We start from the raw sequence: 19,003 nt of genomic DNA, 5'->3' as shown, positions 1-19,003 counted from the left end.
AATCGGGTCGTGCAAAATCGGGTCGCGCAAGATCGGGGTCGTGCAAAATTGCCAGTGGGAAGTCGCTGGTATTGCCGGCACCAGCACGCCATCTCCCGCTACTTCCTGCTGTCAACTCGGTACTGCGCGGTCGCAACCGCGGTGCTGCGTGGAACGGATGTCGCTACAACGGCCAAAGGCCGGGAGCTTTCGCCCCCAGCCCCGGCTGGTCGCCTCCAGTATAAACCGGCGACTCAATCAAGGATTACTTGACTTCGACGGACGCACCGGCGGTCTCAAGATCCTTCTTCAGCTTCTCGGCCTCGTCCTTGGACACGCCTTCCTTCACGTCCTTCGGCGCGCCTTCGACCAGGTCCTTGGCTTCCTTCAGGCCCAAGCCGGTGATCGCACGCACGACCTTGATGACCTCGACCTTCTTCTCACCGGCGGCCTTCAGGGTCACGGTGAACTCGGTCTGCTCTTCAGCCGGGGCAGCAGCAGCTGCGGCCGGGCCGGCGGCGGCGACGGGAGCGGCGGCGGAGACGCCGAACTTCTCTTCCATCGACTTCACCAGCTCCATCACTTCCATGAGGGACTTTTCGGCGATCGCTTCGATGATCTGCTCGTTGGACAGGGACATTGTAAAAACCTCGTTTTATCTGGATTGGAAACGACTTGATTGTCGTAAAGCGTTATGCGGAAAACCGTAAACCGAACTGTCTGCCTCAGGCAGCCTTGGTCTGGCCAGCCGCGTTGACAACGCGGGTAACCTGCGACGCGGGCTCGCTGAGCAGGCGCACCAGCATGGTGGCCGGCTGGGACATGACGCTGAGCAGCATCGACAACGCCTCATCACGGGTCGGCAGCGACGCCAGGACATCCACATGGGTGCCCGGGTACAACTGTCCGCCCAATGACACCAGGCGTGGCTTCAGCTTGTCGTTCGCCTTGGCGAACTCCTTCATCAGACGTCCCGCAGCGCCGGGATCTTCCTGCGAGAAGGCGTACAGCAAAGGACCGGTCAGCTCATCGGCGACGATGGCGTAATCGGTGTTCTCCACTGCGCGCGAGACCAGGGTGTTCTTGGCTACCTTCAAGTACACACCGGCTTCGCGGGCCTTCTTGCGCATGTCCGTCAGTTGCCCGACGGTAAGACCGACGTATTCCGCGGCGACCAGCGAGTGCGCCGTGCTGGCGACCTCGGCCAGTTCGGCAACGACTTCCTGTTTCTGGGTCAGATTAAGAGCCATTGCACTCCTCCGTACATCAACTCCGCCCCGCGCAACATGCGCGGGAGCGGTACTCGGTCGGCATCGTTTGGCCCGATGCCGGGAACATCGCAAGCGATGCTCCGGGTGGTGGCCGTTTCCAGGATTCTGGAGGGTCGGCAACCATCTACGCAGGCCTGGCGCCGGCAACGATTCCCGAAGGAGCGATGCTGGAACCTGGATTAAGCATCCGGTGTCCATGGCGGCGACGGTATCCGTGCCAGTGCGAGCCTCCCTGCCCGCCGCAACCATGCGCTGGACGCGCCTGCGGTCTTTGACAGCGATCGCGTCGGCGCGAGCCTCGGCGATGCCCTCAAACGTTCCGCCTGGGCCGGTGCGGATCCGCATCGGCCCATGCGTGGTTCATTACTTCAGGACCAGCGTGCCCTGATCCACGGCAACGCCGGGACCCATGGTCGAGCTGACCGAAATCTTCTGCAGGTAGTGGCCCTTGGCGCTGGCCGGCTTGGCCTTGATCAGGTCGATCAGCAGCGCTTCCAGGTTGCCCTTCAACGAGGCATCGTCGAAGTCGGCCTTGCCGATCGTGCAGTGGATGATGCCGGCCTTGTCGGTGCGGTAACGCACCTGGCCGCCCTTGGCGTTCTTCACCGCTTCGCCCGGATTCGGGGATACGGTGCCGACCTTCGGGTTCGGCATCAGGCCGCGCGGGCCGAGCAGCTGGCCCAGCTTGCCCACCACGCGCATTGCGTCGGGGGTGGCGATCACGACGTCATAGTTCAGGTCGCCGGCCTGCATCTTCTCGGCCAGATCGTCCATGCCGACCGCTTCCGCGCCGGCCGCCAGGGCCTCGTCGGCCTTGGCGCCAGCCGGGGCGAACACCGCCACGCGAACGCTCTTGCCGGTGCCGGCGGGCAGCACGGTCGAGCCGCGCACCTGCTGGTCGGACTTGCGCGCGTCCACGCCGAGGCGCACGGCCACGTCAACGGACTCGACAAACTTCGCCTTGGTGGCGGTCTTGACGATCTTGATGGCGTCGTCGAAGGCGTAGGACTTGCCCGGCTCGACGGCAGCCTTGATTGCTTTCTTGCGCTTGGTCATCGCCATGTCTTAACCCTCCACCGCCAAACCCATGCTGCGGGCCGAACCCGCAATCGTACGCACCGCCGCTTCCAGGTCCGCCGCCGTGAGGTCGGCTTGCTTGGCCTTGACGATCTCTTCCAGCTGGGCGCGCGTCACCTTGCCGACCTTGTCGGTGTTGGGACGGTTGGAGCCCAGGCTGACGCCGGCGGCCTTCTTCAGCAGCACCGCGGCAGGCGTGCTCTTGGTGACGAAGGTGAAGGTACGGTCCGAGTAGGCGGTGATGATCACCGGAGTGGGCAGGCCCGGCTCCAGCTTGGAGGTCGCGGCGTTGAATGCCTTGCAGAACTCCATGATGTTCAGGCCACGCTGGCCGAGCGCAGGACCGACCGGCGGCGATGGATTCGCCTGGCCGGCCTTGACCTGCAGTTTGATGTAGCCAACTACTTTCTTTGCCATGTCACAGCTCCTGCGAGTGCAAGCGCCTGCGCGTCTTGCAACGGCAGGCTCCTCGCGATTGATGCCGGACGAACCACTCGTCCGGCGGATGGGTTATCCGTCAGGCCTTCTCGACCTGACCGAATTCGAGCTCGACCGGGGTCGAGCGACCGAAGATCAGCACCGCCACGCGCAGGCGGCTCTTCTCGTAGTTGATTTCCTCGACCACGCCGTTGAAGTCGTTGAACGGGCCATCGACCACGCGGACCATCTGGCCGGCCTCGAACAGCACCTTCGGACGCGGCTTCTCGACGCCTTCCTGGACGCGGTCCAGGATCGCCGCGGCCTCGTGGTCGGCGATCGGCAACGGGCGTGCGGCGGTACCGCCGATGAACCCCATCACCTTCGGGGTTTCCTTGATGAGGTGCCAGCACTCGCTGTCGATGCGCGGAATCCCGCCCTCATCGGTGGTGGCGATCTGCACCAGCACGTAGCCGGGGAAGAACTTGCGCTCGGAGCGGCGCTTCTGGCCGGCGCGCATTTCCACGATCTCTTCCGTGGGCACCAGCACCTCGCCGAAGCGGTCTTCCATCTCCTCGCGGGCGATGCGGTCACGCAGCGCCTGGGCAACCGTCTTCTCATAGCCCGAATAGGCGTGGACGACGTACCAGCGCTTGTTGCTTGCACTGCTTTCGGCGGTCGGACTGTTATCTGAGCTCTGCACTTGTGTCATCTCCTCAACGTCCAAGCAGCCACTTCACGGCCGCCTGGATGACGACATCGAATCCGGCCAGGATCAGGCTCAGGATCACGACTGCCAAAACCACCACCCAGGTGGTGCGCATTGCTTCCTGGCGCGTGGGCCAGACCACCTTGCGCAACTCGAAGTGGGATTCGGAGAGGAACTCGCGGGTCTGCACGCCCTTGTGGCTGACCATGAAGACCGCCGCGCCAAGGACCAGACCGCCCACCACCAGCAGGGCACGGATGCCGCCCGGCCACTGGTCAAACCAATAGAAGCCGAATACGCCTGCGGCCACCAACAGCACCGCGGCCACGTATTTCAGGATATCGCCCGTGCTTTGTTCAGCCTTGGTGTTCAATCGACCTTCCGCTTGTGGCACGCCAGGAGGGACTCGAACCCCCAACCTGCGGTTTTGGAGACCGCTGCTCTGCCAATTGAGCTACTGGCGTATTGACTGGTTCCGGAAAAGGCAACGGCGGCTGAAGCCGCCTTGCCTATCCTTCCTGTTGCGCCGACAGGCCACCCCTTGCAGGATGGCCCGGGCACTTGTACTTACTTGATGATCTTCGACACCACGCCGGCGCCGACGGTGCGGCCGCCTTCGCGGATCGCGAAACGCAGGCCTTCGTCCATCGCGATCGGGTTGATCAGCTCGACCACCATCTTCACGTTGTCACCCGGCATCACCATCTCCACGCCCTCGGGCAGCTCGCAGGCGCCGGTCACGTCGGTGGTGCGGAAGTAGAACTGCGGACGGTAGCCCTTGAAGAACGGCGTATGACGGCCGCCCTCGTCCTTGCTCAGGATATACACCTCACCCTCGAACTGGGTGTGCGGCTTGATCGAGCCGGGCTTGCACAGCACCTGGCCGCGCTCCACGTCGTCACGCTTGGTGCCGCGCAGCAGCAGGCCGGCGTTATCACCCGCCTGACCCTGGTCGAGCAGCTTGCGGAACATCTCCACACCGGTGACGGTGGTCTTGACGGTCGGACGGATGCCGACGATCTCGATTTCCTCGCCCACCTTGATGATGCCGCGCTCGATGCGGCCGGTGACCACGGTGCCGCGACCGGAGATCGAGAACACGTCCTCGACCGGCATCAGGAACGCCTTGTCCACGTCGCGCTCGGGCTCCGGGATCCAGCTGTCCAGTGCATCGACCAGCTTGATGATCGAGGGCACGCCGATATCGCTCTGGTCGCCTTCCAGCGCCTTCAGCGCCGAACCGGTGATGATCGGGGTGTCGTCGCCGGGGAAGTCGTACTTGGAGAGCAGCTCGCGCACTTCCATCTCCACCAGCTCCAGCAGCTCGGCGTCGTCCACCATGTCCGCCTTGTTCAGGTAGGACACGATGTACGGCACGCCCACCTGGCGGGCCAGCAGAATGTGCTCGCGGGTCTGCGGCATCGGGCCGTCCGCGGCCGAGCACACCAGGATCGCGCCGTCCATCTGCGCCGCACCGGTGATCATGTTCTTCACGTAGTCGGCGTGCCCGGGGCAGTCGACGTGCGCGTAGTGGCGGTTGGGCGACTCGTACTCGACGTGCGAGGTCGAGATGGTGATGCCGCGCGCCTTCTCTTCGGGTGCACGGTCGATCGCGTCGTACGCGCTGAACTCGCCGCCGAAGCGCTCCGCGCCAACCTTGGTCAGCGCTGCAGTCAACGTGGTCTTGCCGTGGTCAACGTGACCGATCGTGCCGACGTTCACGTGCGGCTTGGTGCGCTCGAATTTACCCTTGGCCATGATTGTCGCTTCTCGCTGTGGGACGGTGTTCTGGATGGTAGGTGTGGTGCTCACGACTGGAATCGAACCAGTGACCTCCTCCTTACCAAGGAGGTGCTCTACCGACTGAGCTACGTGAGCGAATTTTTTGAACAGACCTTTTCAGCAGGTGCACAACGTCGCGGCATCAATGGAGCGGGAGACGGGGATCGAACCCGCACCATCAGCTTGGAAGGCTGAGGTTCTACCATTGAACTACTCCCGCGCCGGACAAACCTGCTTGGGTACTGCACCGACGGACGCCTAGTCTATCGGTTTGCTGCCTTGCGTCTACCAGCACGCGACGGACGCGAAGCTGGTGGAGGGAGGTGGATTCGAACCACCGAAGGCGTAAGCCAGCAGATTTACAGTCTGCCCCCGTTGGCCGCTTGGGTATCCCTCCAAAGAGCCCGCAATTCTGGAGGGCTTTTACCCGCTTGTCAACGCTGCGTGGAAGATATTTGCCCCGGGGGCTGAAAATGCGGTTCCGCGCCGGGTTTGAGCCTAGACGTTGAAGCGGAAATGCAGCACGTCGCCTTCCTGGACCCGGTACTCCTTGCCCTCCAGGCGCATGCGCCCGGCTTCGCGGGCACCGGCCTCGCCCTGGTACTTGATGAAGTCGTCGTAGCCGATGGTCTCGGCGCGGATGAAGCCCTTCTCGAAATCGGTATGGATGACCGCGGCGGCCTGCGGCGCCGTCGCCCCGCCCTTCACGGTCCAGGCGCGCACTTCCTTGACCCCGGCAGTGAAGTACGTCTGCAGGCCGAGGAGCCGGTAGGCGGCGCGGATGACGCGGTTCAGGCCCGGCTCGTCCAGGCCCATGTCTGCCAGGAACGCATCGCGGTCCTCGTCGTCGAGCTGGCTGAGCTCCTCCTCGATCGCCGCCGAGACCGGCACCACCTCGGCGCCTTCGGCGTCGGCGCGGGCCCGCACCGCGTCCAGGTGCGGATTGCCCTCGAAGCCGTCCTCGAGCACGTTGGCGATGTACAGCACCGGCTTGAGGGTCAGCAGGAACAGGTCGCGCAGCGCCAGGCGGTCGTCCTCGGACAGGTCCAGCGCGCGGGCCGGCTTGCCCGCGTCCAGGCCGTCGCGCACGCGGGTGAGCACGTCGACGCGGATCTTCGCGTCCTTGTCGCCGGTCTTGGCCGAGCGCTCGGCGCGCTGCAGCGCCTTCTCGACCGAATCCAGGTCGGCCAGGGCCAGCTCGGTGTCGATGGTGTCGATGTCCGACAGCGGATCGATGCGGTTGTTGACGTGGATGATGTTGTCGTTCTCGAAGCAGCGCACCACGTGGGTGATCGCGTCGACTTCGCGGATGTGGGCGAGGAACTTGTTGCCCAGCCCCTCGCCGCTGGCCGCGCCGGCGACCAGGCCGGCGATGTCGACGAACTCGACCGCGGTGGGCAGGCACTTCTGCGGCTTGACGATCGCCGCCAGCGCGTTCAGGCGCGGATCGGGGACCGGCACGACGCCGACGTTGGGCTCGATCGTGCAGAAGGGGAAATTGGCGGCGGCGATGCCGGCCTTGGTCAGGGCATTGAAAAGGGTCGACTTGCCTACGTTGGGAAGGCCGACGATGCCGCACTTGATGCCCATGACGCTGTACTCGCTTTCGATATGAGGGGTGGAACCGGTGGTGTGGCAGTGCTGGAAACGAATCAGTCCCGCGGCGTGTGCAGGCGCTTCATCGCCTCGTTGAAATCGCCGGCAACCGCCAGCGGCAGCACGTCGATCGCATCGCCGATGGCGCGCAGGATCATGGCCTCGTCGTCCGCGCCGGGACAGCCCAGCACCCACGGGGTGACCTGGTCCTTGTGGCCGGGGTGGCCGATGCCGACCCGCAGGCGGTGAAACCGGCCGTGGGCGAGCAGGCGCATGGTGTCGCGCAGTCCGTTCTGGCCCCCGTGGCCGCCGTCGAACTTCAGGCGGGCGGTACCGGGCGGGAGGTCGAGCTCATCGTGCGCCAGCAATGCCTGCCCGGGCTCGATCTTCCAGTAGTTCAGCGCGGCGGTGACCGATTTGCCGGACAGGTTCATGAAAGTGGCTGGCTTGAGCAGCCAGACCGGCTGGCCGGCGATCTCGACCCTGGCGGCCTGGCCGAACAGTTTCGATTCCAGGCTGAAACGGGCGCCCAGGCTTTCCGCCAGGGCGTCCACAAACCAGAACCCGGCATTGTGCCGGGTCCGGAGGTATTCAGGACCGGGATTCCCCAGCCCGACGATCAGGCGCAAACCGGCCATGGCAGGCGAGCAAGCCGCAAGCCGGGGCGACCGCGATTGCGATCGACCCGGCCGATTGCAGGCTTACTCGGCGTCCTTCTCGCCCGAGTCGACCTTGCTGGCCGGCACGTCGGCGGCGTCGGTGTCGCCTTCGACTTCCGGCTCCGGCTCCACTTCCACGCGGCCCTTGCGCGCCACGACCACCGCGGAGTCGTACTCATCGCCGAGCGCCAGGCTCGGGATCTCGACGCCTTCGGGCAGCGGGATCTGCGAGAGGTGGATGGTGTCGCCCAGATCCAGCGTCGACAGGTCGACCTCGATGTTCTCCGGCAAATCCTTCGGCAGGCAGCTGACGTCGACGTGGTTCAGCTCCTTCATGATGATCACGTCGGGATTCTTGCCGGCCGGCGAGATGTCCTCGTTGATGAAGTGCAACTGCACCTGGGCGCGCAGCACTTCCTTCTGGTTCACCCGCATGAAGTCCAGGTGCATGATGATCTGCTTGTACGGATGGCGCTGCATGTCACGCAGCAGCACGCTTTCGACCTTGCCGTCGACGTCCAGGTCCAGGATGGTCGAGTAGAACCACTCGTTCTGGCTGGCGACCCAGATCTTTTCCTGGTCGAGCACGACGGGCTGCGGAGCGGCGTCGCCGCCGTAGATGATGGCCGGGATCTTGCCCGCGTGACGCAGGCGGCGGCTCGCACCCTTCCCCTCGACACTGCGGCCAGAGGCCTTGATGGTTTGATCGGACATTGCTTGTTTACTCGCTTGTGTTGCAGGTGTGGCCACCTCGCGGCGACCGGGAAAGACTCACCCGCGACCAGGTGAGCCGTAAAAAATCGGGGTCGCTCAGTCGACGTAGAGCGAGCTGACCGACTCGCCGAAGGCGATCCGGCGGATCGTCTCGGCCAGCAGCTCGGCGACGCTGAGCTGGCGCACCCGCCCGCACTCGCGCGCGGCCTCGGTCAGTGGAATGGTGTCGGTGACCACCAGCTCATCGAGCTCGGAACTGCGGATGTTGCTGATCGCCGCGCCTGAGAGCACGGCGTGGGTGCAGTAGGCGACAACTTTGGTCGCGCCACGTGCCTTCAAGGCGGCCGCGGCGGCGCACAGGGTGCCGGCGGTATCGACGATGTCGTCCACCAGCACGCAGGTCTTGCCGTCCACGTCACCGATGATGTTCATCACGGTGGACACGTTGGCCTTGGGCCGGCGCTTGTCGATGATCGCCAGGTCCGCGTCATCCAGCCGCTTGGCGATCGCCCGGGCGCGCACCACGCCGCCGACGTCGGGGCTGACCACGACCATGTTGTCGGTGCCGTGCGCGCGCCAGATGTCGGCCAGCAGCAGCGGCGAGGCGTAGACGTTGTCGACCGGCATGTCGAAGAAGCCCTGGATCTGGTCGGCATGCAGGTCGATGGTGAGCACGCGGTCGCAATCCACCGCGGAAAACATCTTGGCGGCGACCTTGGCGGTGATCGGCACGCGCGAGGAGCGCGGGCGTCGATCCTGGCGGGCGTAGCCGAAGTACGGCACCACGGCGGTGACGCTGCTGACGGAGGCGCGCTTGAGCGCGTCGATCAGGACCAGCAGCTCGACCAGGTTCTCCGCGCTCGGCGCGCAGGTAGGCTGGATCACGAACACGTCCTGCTGGCGCACGTTCTCCTCGATCTCGACCTGCACCTCGCCGTCGGAGAAGCGGCTGACCAGCGCCTTGCCGGGGCGCACGCCCAGCTCCCTGCACACCGCCGAGGCCAGGGCCGGGTTGGCGTTGCCGGAGAAGATCAGCAGACTGCGGTCACCTTGGACTTTCATTGTTCGACATCGCTCAGGGCGCGCAGCCCACAGGCTTCGGAATTGGCAGGGGCGGTAGGATTCGAACCTACGAATGCCAGGATCAAAACCTGGTGCCTTAGGCCTCTTGGCGACGCCCCTGTGTAACTTGTTCCGCCCTGCCGGCAACGGCATGCAAGGGCGAGTGCTCCACACCTGCCGCCAGCCAGGCGTCCAGGCCCGATGGCAGCACCGACAGCGCGGATTCGGCGGCTTCGCGGCTGGCGAACTCGACGAAACACCCGCTGCCGGACCCGGTCAGGTGCGGCGTGCCGACCTGCGACAGGGCCGCAAACACGGCGTCAACGGCCGGTTCGCGGCCGCGCAGTACCGGCTCGAACGCGTTCCCGAGCGGTTGGCCCGAAACGAAGTCGGCTATTGTCGCGGGCTGCGCATCGCGCGTCAATTCAGGCGACTGGAAGAGTCCGGCGGTGGCGACGTGCACGCCGGGGTTGACCAGCAGGTACCAGGCCGGCGGCAGGTCGATGGGGGTCAGCTGCTCGCCGACACCCTCGGCCCAGGCGTTGCGCCCGCGCACGAACACCGGCACGTCCGCGCCGAGCTGCAGCGCCAGCGCCGCCAGCCGCTCCTCGCCCAGGCGGGTGCCCCACAGCGCGTCCAGCGCAACCAGCACCGTGGCCGCATCCGACGAGCCACCGCCAAAGCCCCCACCCACGGGGATGCGTTTGTCGATCGCGATGTCGGCGCCGAGCGGCGATCCCGATACGGCTGCCGATTCCGACTGCAACAGCGTGGCCGCGCGCACGGTCAGGTCGTCGGCCTCGGCGACACCGGCCAGCGCGCTGCCGTGACGCGCGATGCGGCCGTCGCCGCGCACGCGCAGGTGCACCGTGTCGCCCCAGTCGAGCAGGCGGAACACGGTCTGCAGCAGGTGGTAACCGTCCGCGCGCCGGCCCGGGATGCGCAGGAACAGGTTCAGCTTGGCCGGTGCCGGCCATGCGCTCCAGCCGTCGGCGCGGCTGTGGGAGCTTGGGAGCACCTCGGCAATCATGGCAATCGGGCCGTACCGGGGACGGAGCCGGACTGCCACTCGTCGACGATCAACTTGACCTTGGCCTCGCCGCGGAATGCGTCGACGCGGCTGGGGAGCGCTGTCTGGCCGCCCGCGGCCGCGTCGGGCGCCCAGCGGTATTCGATCGTCCAGCCGTCCTGATCGATCCGGCGTGGCAGGCCGTCCGTGCCGTATTCGATGCGTGCCGGCGCCAGTGCCGGGGCTCGTGCGCCGCGGACCCAGTCGCCCAGTGCCACCACCGGGATGTCCCAGCCGGTCGCAGCCAGCAGCAGCAGGCGCGCATCGGGCCCGGAACGCGGGCCACCCTCGAGCCCTTCCAGACGGGCCGCGTCGGCGTCGCCGGCGAGCTGCCAGCCCTGGCGGGTGACCGGCGCGCTGAGGGTGATCAGGTACTGCGAGCCGTCCTGGCGCCATTCGATGCGGCCGCTGCCGCCCTTGCCGACATTGGAGACCGCAACCCGGCCGGCCAGGGACCAATCGGGCGTGTGGGCCAGCACGCTTTCACGCTGCAGCTGGGCTGCTTCGGCGGCGACCACGTCGGTTGCCGGAATAGCCGGGCGCAGCGGCGCGCCTGCGCAGCCAGTCAGCAGCAGGCCCACCGCGCTCATTGCTACGGCGACGGATATCCTCATGGCGCGGTCATTTCCAGGACCCGCTTCAGGGCGCGGTTGTCGGGGTCGATGCGCTTGGCCTCTTCCACGTACTTGCGCGCCTCGTCGCGGCGGCCGAGCTTCCACAGCACTTCGGCCAGATGGGCGGCGATCTCGGCGTCCTTCTGCAAGGCGAAGGCCTGGCGCAGCGCGACCAGGGCCTCATCGGTGCGGCCCAGCCGGTACAGCACCCAGCCGTAACTGTCGGTAATGGCGGCGTTGTCGGGCTCGGCGGCGCGCGCGCGATTGATCAGCTCCAGGGCCTCTTGGTAGCGGTCGGTGCGGTCGGCAAGCGTGTAGCCCAGCGCGTTCAGCGCTGCGACGGATTCGGGATCGATGACCAGGATCCGGCGCAGGTCGGCCTCGGCGCGGGGGACGTCGTCGCCGCGCTCCCAGCTCAGGGCACGGGCGTAGAGGATCTCCAGGTCGTCCGGGAATGCGGCCAGACCGCGCGAGAAGGCATCCTTTTCCGCGGCGGCATTCTTGTCGCGCTCGTGCAGCGAGGCTTCCAGCAGATAGGCGTCGCGGCGCGCGGTATCGGCGGCGGAGGCGTCCGCCTGCATCTCGTGCAACTGGGCGAAGGCCTCGTCGGCACGCCCCAGCTCGTGCAGCACGTTGGTGCTGCGCAACAGGGCCGGCAGGCGCTGCTCGCCGCCGGGGACGCCCTGGTACCAGCCCAGTGCCTCGTCGTAGCGTCTCAGGAATTCGGCCACCTGACCCAGCAGCAGCCGCCGACGCGGATCGGGCACCTGCCCGCGCGCGCGCAGCTCCTCGTACAGGGCCAGCAGCGACTCGTTGTCCTTGGCCCGGGCCAGCAGCGAGGCTCGCAGGCCGTAGGTCTGGTCGTCCTGTTCGCCGCGCGCGAGGGTGGCCTCGGCGGCGGCCAGATCGCCCAGCGTGTCGTACTCGTAGGCGATGGCCAGACGCAGTTCCTTGTCGTCGCCGGCGCGCTCGGCGATGGAGCCCAGGACCTCGCGTGCCTCCTCCACGCGACCGGCTTCACGCAGCTGGCTGACGCGCAGCAGGGCGACGCGCGGCTCGCCGGGGAAGCGCTTGACCACCTCGGCGACGATGCGTTCGGCCAGTTCGGGCTGCTCAAGGCGCTGGGCCAGTCCGCCGAACGCCAGCCACGCCTGCAGCTTTGGCGGGATGTTGCCGCGGCGTACCAGCGTGTCCAGCACGCCGGCCGCCTGGCTCGGGTCGCGGGCGCCGGCGATCATCACCCCGAGCACCTGCCGCCAGCCCTCGTCGCCGGGCATGCCGAGCAACTGGATCAGATAACGCTGCGCCTTGCGCTCGTCGCCGCGACGCAGGGCCAGGCTGGCCTCCGCGCCGAGGAAGTTGACGCTTTGGCCGCCCTGGCGACGCCACAGATCGAGCAGGCGCGCGGCGCTCTCATCGTCGCGCGCCAGCAAGGCAATCCGCGTCGCCCGCTCGGTCAACGCCTCATCGTCGGCGGCGAGCGCCGCCTGCAGGTACCAGCGCGAGGCTTCCTCCAGTCGTCCGGCCTGGAGGGCGAACTCGGCGGCCATCAACGGCTCGAGCGTGTCGGTGGCCGCATCGGCCACCGGCCCTTTCGGCGCGGGGGCGGCAATCACCAATCCGGCGCTGGCCAGGACGAGGACGAGGGCGGAAATGAACAGGCGTGACGCTGCTTGCATTGGGGAGAATCCCTGAGATCCGGGAGGCCGGTAGAATATGGGCCTTCAGCAGCCCGCAGCTTATCGCAAGCGCCTGAACCAGCAGTCCAATCCGCAAGAGTCCGGTGACCAGTCCAACCTCCAACCTGTTCGTGCTCGGGATCAACCATCAGACCGCGCCGGTGAGCCTGCGCGAGCGCGTGGCGTTCTCCAGCGAGACGATTCCGGCCGCCCTGGATTCGCTGCGCGGGCTGGGCGGGGTGCGCGAGGCCGCGCTGCTGTCCACCTGCAACCGCACCGAGATCTACACCGTCGTGGACGATGGCGGGCACGCGGTGGCGAACTGGCTGGCACGTCATCCGGCCGGGATGGACGATCTGCAGGCCTACCTCTACCGGCACGCCGACGCCGGTGCGGTCCGCCACCTGTTCCGGGTCGCGACCGGGCTGGATTCGCTGGTGCTGGGCGAGCCGCAGATCCTTGGCCAGGTCAAGGACGCCTGGGCCACCGCGCGCGCGGCCGGCAGCCTGGGCAGCCAGCTCGACAGCCTGTTCCAGCACACGTTCACCACCGCCAAGCGCGCCCGCACCCACACCCGCATCGGTGCCAATCCGGTCTCGGTCGCCTCGGCGGCGGTGCGGCTGGCGCAGGAGTCCTTCGCCCGGATCGAGGACTCCACCGTGCTGCTGATCGGCGCCGGCGACACGGTCGAGCTGGCGGCGCGGCATCTGGTCCAGGCGCGGGTCAAGCGCCTGCTGGTGGCCAATCGCACCCTCGCCCACGCGCAGGAACTGGCCAGCCGGCATGGCGGGGTCGCGGTGCCGCTGGACGAGATCGACCGCCACCTGGGTGACGCTGACATCGTGTTGTCGGCCACCGCCGCCCGGGGCGCCGTACTGCATCGCGACCAGGTGGCCACCGCGCTGTCCCAGCGGCGCCATCGGCCGATGCTGTTGCTGGACCTGGCCGTGCCGCGCGACATCGACCCGGAGGTCGCCACCCTGCGCGACGTGTACCTGTACACGGTGGACGATCTGGAACGCTCGATCGAGGACAACCGCCGCAGCCGCCAGCAAGCCGCGGCAGAGGCCGAGGCGATCGTGGAGGTCCAGGTGGCGCGCTTCATGGAAACCCTGTTGGCCCGCAGCCGTACCGCGCCGCTGAAGCAGCTGCGCGCGCATGGCGATGCGGCCAAACTGGATGCGCTGGCCAAGGCCCGCCAGCAACTGGCCAATGGCGAGGATCCCGACGCCGTGCTCGAATTCCTTGCCCACACCCTGACCAACCGCCTGCTGCACGCGCCCACCATCGCGCTGCGCGAGGCGGCGATCACCGGCAATGCCGAACTGGCGCGGGCGGCCGACAAGCTCTTTCCCGCCGCCGGCCCGATCCTGATGCCGGCCGCGGAGCCTGAAGCGGCCGAGCGGAACGCGATACGCGAGCGCCGCAAGTAGCTGACGGCACGCTTGCATGGACCGCCGGTTGCCCACCGTACGGACCCATCGGCGCAGGCCTCGTTGCCGCCCGCTTCTCCTCCCCGCTTCGCCCCTTTTCCCAACCCACCCGCCTGGACCCGAGAACGACCGATGACCCCCAGCCTGCGCCGCAAGCTCGAAGCCCTCGCCGAACGCCGGGAAGAACTGGAGCGCCTGCTCGCCGATCCGGACGTCATCGGCGACAACCAGCGCTTCCGCCAGCTCTCGCGCGAGTTCTCCCAGCTGGGGCCGGTGGCGACCGCGCTGGCCGACGAGGCCGCTGCCCAGGCCGACCTGGAGACGGCGCTGGCGATGCGCGGCGACCCGGAGCTGTCGGAACTGGCCGAGGAGGAAATCACCGCGGCCAGCGAGCGCCTGCGCCAGCTGGACATCGAACTGCTCGCGCACCTGGTCCCGCGTGATCCACGCGACGAGGGCGACCTGTACCTGGAGGTCCGCGCCGGCACCGGCGGCGACGAGGCGGCGATTTTCGCCGGCGACCTGTTCCGCATGTATTCGCGCTACGCCGAACGGCAGGGCTGGCGGGTCGAGGTCGAATCGGCCAACGAAGGCGAGCACGGCGGCTACAAGGAGCTGATCGCGCGCGTCGAGGGGCGCGGCGCGTACTCCAAACTGAAGTTCGAGTCGGGCACCCACCGCGTGCAGCGCGTGCCGGAGACCGAATCCCAGGGCCGCGTGCACACGTCGGCGGCTACCGTCGCCATCATCGCGGTGGAGCCGGAAGGCGAGCCGATCGAGATCAACCCGGCCGACCTGCGGGTGGACACCTTCCGCTCCTCCGGCGCCGGCGGCCAGCACGTCAACAAGACCGATTCGGCGATCCGCATCACCCACCTGCCCAGCGGCATCGTGGTCGAGAGCCAGACCGAGCGCAGCCAGCACGCCAACCGCGACACGGCGATGAAGCGCCTGCGCGCGACCCTGGCCGAGGAGCAGGCCAACAAGGCCGCGGCGGCCATCGCCGAGGACCGCAAGCTGCAGGTCGGCAGCGGCGATCGCAGCCAGCGCATCCGCACCTACAACTACTCGCAGGGGCGCATCACCGACCACCGGGTCGAAGGCCTGACCCTGTACGACCTGCCCAACGTGCTCACCGGCGACCTGGACGCGCTCGTCGAGCGGCTGCAACAGGAACACCAGGCCGACGAGCTCGCGCGCCTGACCAAGGGCACCTGACGGCCGTGCGGCCGGTCGACCCGCGCAGTGAAGCCCGTCTGGCGGTGACGCGTGAGCCGGGCAGCCCGCTGGCCTGGATCCTGCTCGCCGAGGCCGAACTGGACGCGGGCGATGCGGCTGCCGGCGAGACCGCCAGCCGGCGCGCGCTGGCGCTGCTGCCCGGGCATCCCGAGGCGCTCGCCCGGCTCGGCCGGGCGCAGTGGATGCAGGGGCGTCACCAGGAAGCCGCCGAAAGCCTGGGCACCGCCGCCGACCGTGCGCCCAGCCATCCGGGCATCGCCGTGTGGCTGGCCCATGTGCTGGAAGACATCGGCCAGCCCGAGCAGGCGGCCGACCAGTACGCGCGCGCGCACCGGCTCGCGCCGGACGAGCCGCAACTGGCCGCCTACCTGCTGGCCTGGCGGCGCAAGCTGTGCGACTGGCGCGAGCTGGATGCCCTGGCATCGCAGGTGCGCGCGGCGGTCCGTCGCGGCCAGGCCGCCGTGGAGCCATTCGCCTTCCTCAGCGAGGACAGCACGGCGGCCGAGCAGCTTGCCTGCGCCCGGCTGCGCGCCGCGGGCATTGCGCGCGCCGCACGACCGCTGCCGCTACCGGCGCCGCGCGCTGAAGATGGCGAACCGCCGCTGCTGGTGGGCTTCCTGTCCAACGGGTTCGGCGCCCATCCGACCGGCCTGCTGACCGTGGCGCTGTTCGAGGCGCTGGCTTCGCAGCAGGCCATCGACGTGCACCTGTTTGCGTTGAACGCGGACGACGGCAGCCCGATCCGCCGGCGCCTGCAGGCGGCGACCCGGCTGCACGACGTCGCCGGCCGCAGCCACGCGGTGGTGGCCGCGGCAATCCGCGCTGCGGGCATCGATGTGCTGTTCGACCTGCGCGGCTGGGGCGGCGGTGGGCGGCCGGAAGTGCTGGCGATGCGCCCGGCGCCGCTGCAGGTCAACTGGCTCGCCTACCCGGGAACCTCGGGTGCACCGTGGATCGACGTCGTCCTCGCCGATCGCTTTGTCCTGCCGCCCTCGTTGGCGCAAGGGTTCAGCGAACGGGTGCACTACCTGCCGCGCTGTTTCCAGCCGTCCGACACCAGCCGGGTGCTGGCGGCGCCGCCGGAACGTGCGGAATGCGGGCTGCCGGATTCGGGCAAAGCCGTGGTGTTCTGCTGCTTCAACAACAGCTACAAGCTGAATCCGGCGAGCATGCAGCGTGCGGTGGCGGTGCTGGCCGGCGTGCCCGGCAGCGTGCTGTGGCTGCTGTCCGGCCCGGGTCGCGCGGACGACCGCCTGCGCGATGCCGCAGCGGCGGCGGGCATTGAGCCGTCACGCCTGGTGTTCATGCCCAAGCAGCCGCACGAGCGCTACCTGGCGCGGCTCCAGCATGCCGACCTGTTCCTGGACACCAATCCCTACAACGCCCACACCACCGCCTCGGACGCGCTGTGGGCCGGCTGCCCGGTGCTGACCCGGCCCGGGGACACCTTCGCCGCCCGCGTCGCCGGCAGCCTGAATCACCATCTGGGAATGCCGCAGATGAATGTCGCCAGCGATGAGGAATTCATCCAGCGCGCGATCGAGCTGGGCCGCGATCCGGCTTTGCTGCAGGCGGTGCGCGGCGAGCTGGCGCAGCGACGCGGGACGGCCGGCCTGTTCGATATGGACGGGTTCGCAGACGACTTCGTTGCTGCCGTGCTGGCGATGGCCAAGCAGCACGGCACGGGTTAGCGCGCCCGCTCAGCCAGCGCCGGCGCGCCCATTGGGCGCGACATTCGTCGAACCGCCCGTTGCCGCGGCAATCATCTCCTCGATCTCCGCGGCGGTGACCGGGCCCATCATCTTGCGCTCGACCCGCCCGTCGGGCGCGATCAGCCAGGTCATCGGCAGCCCGCGCGGTTCGTCGAAATCCGCCGGCGGATTGGCGGTGTCGAGGATCGCGATCGGGTAGGTCACCGGGTGCTTGAGCAGGAAGGCTTTCATCTCGGCCGGCTCGATGTCCTCGTAGGCCAGCCCGACCACCTCGATGTCCTCGCGCATCGCCGCCAGCGCCGACAGCTCCGGCATCTCCTTCAGGCACGGGGTGCACCAGGTCGCCCAGAAGTTCACCAGGACCCATTTGCCGCGGTGTGCGGAGAGGTCGTATTGGCTGCCGTCCAGAGTGCTGACCACCAGCGTTGGACGCAGGTCTTTCTCGCTCCCGCCCGGAGCGATTTTCTCCGCTTCGCCCGCGGCCGGGGCGAGCGACGCATCGGCTTGTCCGTCGCCTGCGGCCGGCGTCCCGACGGACCGGTCCGCCGCGGCGTCATGATCGGCAGGCTGGCAGCCCAGCAAAAGTACGGCCAGCACGGTGGCAGCAGCAGCGATACGCATCAGGAAGTCTCCTCGGCATGGATGGTCGACACGCGACGCTTGAGCATCTCGCGCAGGGGCAGACGCAGCTCGTCCAGCGCGGCCACGGCGGAGCGGCCCAGCGGATCGTCGCTGCACGGTATGCGTGCCTCGGCGATGGGAATGCGCAGCTGGCAGGCCTCGTAGAGCTCTCCCAGCGAAAGCGCGTCCAGATCCCGCGACAGCAGCCACTGGCCGTCCTCGGCGCGATGGACGACGTGGATCTCGCGCAATTGCTCCAGCGTTTCCTGGGCCAATGCGTCGGTCATGATCGGCTCCATCGTGAGGATGTCGTCGATGTGCAGGCCGCGGCCGTGCTCGCGCGCCTCGTTGAACCGGCCCAGCAAACGCAGCAGCCCGTACATCTCGTAGCCCTCGGGCAGGCGCATCGCCACCGGCTGGTAGCGGAAGGCGGCCATCGAGGACGCCAGCGAGGCGCCCATCAGCACCGCCACCCAGCTGAGGAAAATCCACATCATGAAGATCGGCACGAAAGCCAGCGTCCCGTAGATGCGCGAGTAACTGGTGAAGGTGCCCAGGTAGACGCCCAGCCCCCAGCGCACCAGCTCGAACGCGCAGGTCGCCAGCAGGCCGCCAGCCAACGCGTGGCGCCACTGCACCGTACGGTGCGGCACCACGCGGTAGATCGCCGCGAAGGCGAGCAACTCCAGCGACATCGGCGCAAAGCGCAGCATCATGTTCTGCAGGATGTGCCCGGCGCTGGTCTCGAACACCGCCAGGGCGAAGATCCGCGCCGACATCGCCAAGCTGGCAGCGGCCAGGATCGCGCCCAGGGTCAGCACGGTCCAATAGACCAGGAACCGGCTGAACTGCGGTCGCGCCGCCTTGACCCGCCAGATGCGGTTGAACGCGGTTTCCACCCCATTGAGCGTGATCAGCAGTGACACCACCAGCACCACGATGCCGGCGCTGGTCAACTGCCCGGAATTGCCGGAAAACTGCAGCAGGTATTCCTCCACCGAGCGCGCCGCGGAGGGGACGAAGTTGGAGAAGATGTAGTCGCTCAGGCGCTCGGTCCAGACCGCGAATACCGGGAAGGCGGACAGCACGCCGAACACCACCATCGACAGCGGCACCAGGGCGAACACGGTGGTGTAGGACAGCGCGCCGGCGGCCTGGAAAAGGTCGTCGTCGAGCACCCGCCGGCCAAGGAAACGCAGGAACGCGCGTACCCGCGCGCGGTCACGCATGCGCTCGCCCCAGTGGTTGATCGAGTCCAGTGGCTCCATCGTGTGGAGGTTAACCCACGCGGGACGGATCACGCCGGCAGCCGACGGGTCGGCCGCATCCTCTATCCTTGGCGGCTTCCACTTCGGGGATCCGACAACACG

At 67.8% G+C, this 19,003-nt stretch carries 19 protein-coding genes and 5 tRNA genes; 3 read left to right on the top strand and 21 right to left on the bottom strand.

From position 1 onward, the window contains the following. Positions 1-244: 244 nt before the first annotated feature. The 19 genes from rplL to INQ40_RS02365 form a co-directional block, all read right to left on the bottom strand. Positions 245-619, bottom strand: a complete 375-nt coding sequence (gene rplL, locus INQ40_RS02455; RefSeq protein ID WP_193985927.1) for a 50S ribosomal protein L7/L12 — start codon at positions 617-619, stop codon at positions 245-247. An 85-nt stretch (positions 620-704) separates the two neighbouring features. After that, a complete protein-coding gene (gene rplJ, locus INQ40_RS02450) occupies positions 705-1,229 on the bottom strand; it encodes a 50S ribosomal protein L10 (protein ID WP_193985926.1) in 525 nt (174 codons plus the stop codon). Between the two features lie 384 nt (positions 1,230-1,613). Further along, positions 1,614-2,312, bottom strand: a complete 699-nt coding sequence (gene rplA / locus INQ40_RS02445) for a 50S ribosomal protein L1 (RefSeq protein WP_193985924.1) — start codon at positions 2,310-2,312, stop codon at positions 1,614-1,616. 3 nt (positions 2,313-2,315) lie between these two features. Beyond that, positions 2,316-2,744 (bottom strand): 50S ribosomal protein L11, encoded by a 429-nt coding sequence (gene rplK, locus INQ40_RS02440; RefSeq protein ID WP_193985922.1) that lies wholly within the window; start codon positions 2,742-2,744, stop codon positions 2,316-2,318. A 100-nt stretch (positions 2,745-2,844) separates the two neighbouring features. Next, the gene (gene nusG, locus INQ40_RS02435; RefSeq protein ID WP_228076677.1) at positions 2,845-3,447 is read right to left on the bottom strand and encodes a transcription termination/antitermination protein NusG; all 603 of its coding nucleotides are present in this window, start codon (positions 3,445-3,447) and stop codon (positions 2,845-2,847) included. A gap of 13 nt (positions 3,448-3,460) precedes the next feature. Next, on the bottom strand, positions 3,461-3,826 hold the full coding sequence (secE, locus tag INQ40_RS02430) for a preprotein translocase subunit SecE (RefSeq protein WP_043959584.1): 366 nt from the start codon (positions 3,824-3,826) through the stop codon (positions 3,461-3,463). Positions 3,827-3,841: 15 nt separating this feature from the next. Then, positions 3,842-3,917: transfer RNA gene (locus INQ40_RS02425), tRNA-Trp, on the bottom strand. Positions 3,918-4,020: 103 nt separating this feature from the next. After that, on the bottom strand, positions 4,021-5,211 hold the full coding sequence (gene tuf, locus INQ40_RS02420; protein WP_193985918.1) for an elongation factor Tu: 1,191 nt from the start codon (positions 5,209-5,211) through the stop codon (positions 4,021-4,023). A 44-nt stretch (positions 5,212-5,255) separates the two neighbouring features. Beyond that, positions 5,256-5,331: transfer RNA gene (locus INQ40_RS02415), tRNA-Thr, on the bottom strand. Between the two features lie 50 nt (positions 5,332-5,381). Next, positions 5,382-5,455: transfer RNA gene (locus INQ40_RS02410), tRNA-Gly, on the bottom strand. A gap of 91 nt (positions 5,456-5,546) precedes the next feature. Next, positions 5,547-5,632: transfer RNA gene (locus INQ40_RS02405), tRNA-Tyr, on the bottom strand. 101 nt (positions 5,633-5,733) lie between these two features. Next, positions 5,734-6,825, bottom strand: coding sequence for a redox-regulated ATPase YchF (gene ychF / locus INQ40_RS02400; protein ID WP_194341522.1), 1,092 nt, complete (start codon positions 6,823-6,825; stop codon positions 5,734-5,736). Positions 6,826-6,887: 62 nt separating this feature from the next. Continuing rightward, positions 6,888-7,469: an aminoacyl-tRNA hydrolase gene (pth, locus tag INQ40_RS02395; RefSeq protein WP_194341520.1), complete on the bottom strand. Its 582-nt coding sequence runs from the start codon at positions 7,467-7,469 to the stop codon at positions 6,888-6,890. Positions 7,470-7,532: 63 nt separating this feature from the next. Next, positions 7,533-8,204, bottom strand: coding sequence for a 50S ribosomal protein L25/general stress protein Ctc (locus INQ40_RS02390; protein ID WP_193985913.1), 672 nt, complete (start codon positions 8,202-8,204; stop codon positions 7,533-7,535). Between the two features lie 96 nt (positions 8,205-8,300). Further along, positions 8,301-9,266, bottom strand: coding sequence for a ribose-phosphate diphosphokinase (locus tag INQ40_RS02385; RefSeq protein ID WP_193985911.1), 966 nt, complete (start codon positions 9,264-9,266; stop codon positions 8,301-8,303). A gap of 43 nt (positions 9,267-9,309) precedes the next feature. Further along, positions 9,310-9,386: transfer RNA gene (locus INQ40_RS02380), tRNA-Gln, on the bottom strand. Next, the gene (gene ispE, locus INQ40_RS02375) at positions 9,364-10,296 is read right to left on the bottom strand and encodes a 4-(cytidine 5'-diphospho)-2-C-methyl-D-erythritol kinase (protein WP_194341518.1); all 933 of its coding nucleotides are present in this window, start codon (positions 10,294-10,296) and stop codon (positions 9,364-9,366) included. Before ispE ends, INQ40_RS02380 begins: the two co-directional genes overlap by 23 nt. After that, positions 10,293-10,949, bottom strand: a complete 657-nt coding sequence (gene lolB, locus INQ40_RS02370; RefSeq protein WP_194341516.1) for a lipoprotein insertase outer membrane protein LolB — start codon at positions 10,947-10,949, stop codon at positions 10,293-10,295. The genes ispE and lolB overlap by 4 nt, the downstream gene beginning before the upstream one ends. After that, entirely contained in the window at positions 10,946-12,628 is a 1,683-nt protein-coding gene (locus INQ40_RS02365) for a tetratricopeptide repeat protein (RefSeq protein ID WP_194341514.1), read from the bottom strand. Before INQ40_RS02365 ends, lolB begins: the two co-directional genes overlap by 4 nt. A 125-nt stretch (positions 12,629-12,753) precedes the next feature. Between INQ40_RS02365 and hemA the strand changes: the two genes are divergently transcribed. The 3 genes from hemA (at position 12,754) to INQ40_RS02350 (ending at position 16,991) form a co-directional block, all read left to right on the top strand. After that, positions 12,754-14,061, top strand: a complete 1,308-nt coding sequence (gene hemA / locus INQ40_RS02360; RefSeq protein ID WP_194342376.1) for a glutamyl-tRNA reductase — start codon at positions 12,754-12,756, stop codon at positions 14,059-14,061. 132 nt (positions 14,062-14,193) lie between these two features. Then, a complete protein-coding gene (prfA, locus tag INQ40_RS02355) occupies positions 14,194-15,279 on the top strand; it encodes a peptide chain release factor 1 (RefSeq protein WP_194341512.1) in 1,086 nt (361 codons plus the stop codon). Positions 15,280-15,284: 5 nt separating this feature from the next. Continuing rightward, positions 15,285-16,991 carry a tetratricopeptide repeat protein gene (locus INQ40_RS02350; protein WP_194341510.1) on the top strand — a complete coding sequence of 569 codons (1,707 nt, stop codon included), beginning with the start codon at positions 15,285-15,287 and terminating at the stop codon, positions 16,989-16,991. A 9-nt stretch (positions 16,992-17,000) separates the two neighbouring features. Here INQ40_RS02350 and INQ40_RS02345 read toward each other — a convergent pair whose 3' ends face one another. Then, on the bottom strand, positions 17,001-17,633 hold the full coding sequence (locus INQ40_RS02345; protein WP_194341508.1) for a TlpA disulfide reductase family protein: 633 nt from the start codon (positions 17,631-17,633) through the stop codon (positions 17,001-17,003). After that, on the bottom strand, positions 17,633-18,901 hold the full coding sequence (locus tag INQ40_RS02340; protein ID WP_194341506.1) for a YihY family inner membrane protein: 1,269 nt from the start codon (positions 18,899-18,901) through the stop codon (positions 17,633-17,635). Before INQ40_RS02340 ends, INQ40_RS02345 begins: the two co-directional genes overlap by 1 nt. Between the last annotated feature and the right edge of the window lie 102 nt (positions 18,902-19,003).

This window comes from Lysobacter sp. H21R4, from assembly GCF_015277535.1.
Taxonomy (GTDB): domain Bacteria; phylum Pseudomonadota; class Gammaproteobacteria; order Xanthomonadales; family Xanthomonadaceae; genus Novilysobacter; species Novilysobacter ciconiae.
This window is presented reverse-complemented; position numbering and strand designations above follow the sequence as displayed.

Coding starts and splice junctions, on each gene's coding strand:
- tuf (WP_193985918.1), bottom strand. CDS start 5,211: ATGGCCAAGGGTAAATTCGAGCGCACCAAGCCGCACGTGAACGTCGGC.
- INQ40_RS02340 (WP_194341506.1), bottom strand. CDS start 18,901: ATGGAGCCACTGGACTCGATCAACCACTGGGGCGAGCGCATGCGTGAC.
- lolB (WP_194341516.1), bottom strand. CDS start 10,949: ATGAGGATATCCGTCGCCGTAGCAATGAGCGCGGTGGGCCTGCTGCTG.
- rplL (WP_193985927.1), bottom strand. CDS start 619: ATGTCCCTGTCCAACGAGCAGATCATCGAAGCGATCGCCGAAAAGTCC.
- INQ40_RS02390 (WP_193985913.1), bottom strand. CDS start 8,204: ATGTCCGATCAAACCATCAAGGCCTCTGGCCGCAGTGTCGAGGGGAAG.
- ychF (WP_194341522.1), bottom strand. CDS start 6,825: ATGGGCATCAAGTGCGGCATCGTCGGCCTTCCCAACGTAGGCAAGTCG.
- INQ40_RS02385 (WP_193985911.1), bottom strand. CDS start 9,266: ATGAAAGTCCAAGGTGACCGCAGTCTGCTGATCTTCTCCGGCAACGCC.
- rplA (WP_193985924.1), bottom strand. CDS start 2,312: ATGGCGATGACCAAGCGCAAGAAAGCAATCAAGGCTGCCGTCGAGCCG.
- rplJ (WP_193985926.1), bottom strand. CDS start 1,229: ATGGCTCTTAATCTGACCCAGAAACAGGAAGTCGTTGCCGAACTGGCC.
- INQ40_RS02345 (WP_194341508.1), bottom strand. CDS start 17,633: ATGCGTATCGCTGCTGCTGCCACCGTGCTGGCCGTACTTTTGCTGGGC.
- ispE (WP_194341518.1), bottom strand. CDS start 10,296: ATGATTGCCGAGGTGCTCCCAAGCTCCCACAGCCGCGCCGACGGCTGG.
- rplK (WP_193985922.1), bottom strand. CDS start 2,744: ATGGCAAAGAAAGTAGTTGGCTACATCAAACTGCAGGTCAAGGCCGGC.
- INQ40_RS02365 (WP_194341514.1), bottom strand. CDS start 12,628: ATGCAAGCAGCGTCACGCCTGTTCATTTCCGCCCTCGTCCTCGTCCTG.
- prfA (WP_194341512.1), top strand. CDS start 14,194: ATGACCCCCAGCCTGCGCCGCAAGCTCGAAGCCCTCGCCGAACGCCGG.
- pth (WP_194341520.1), bottom strand. CDS start 7,469: ATGGCCGGTTTGCGCCTGATCGTCGGGCTGGGGAATCCCGGTCCTGAA.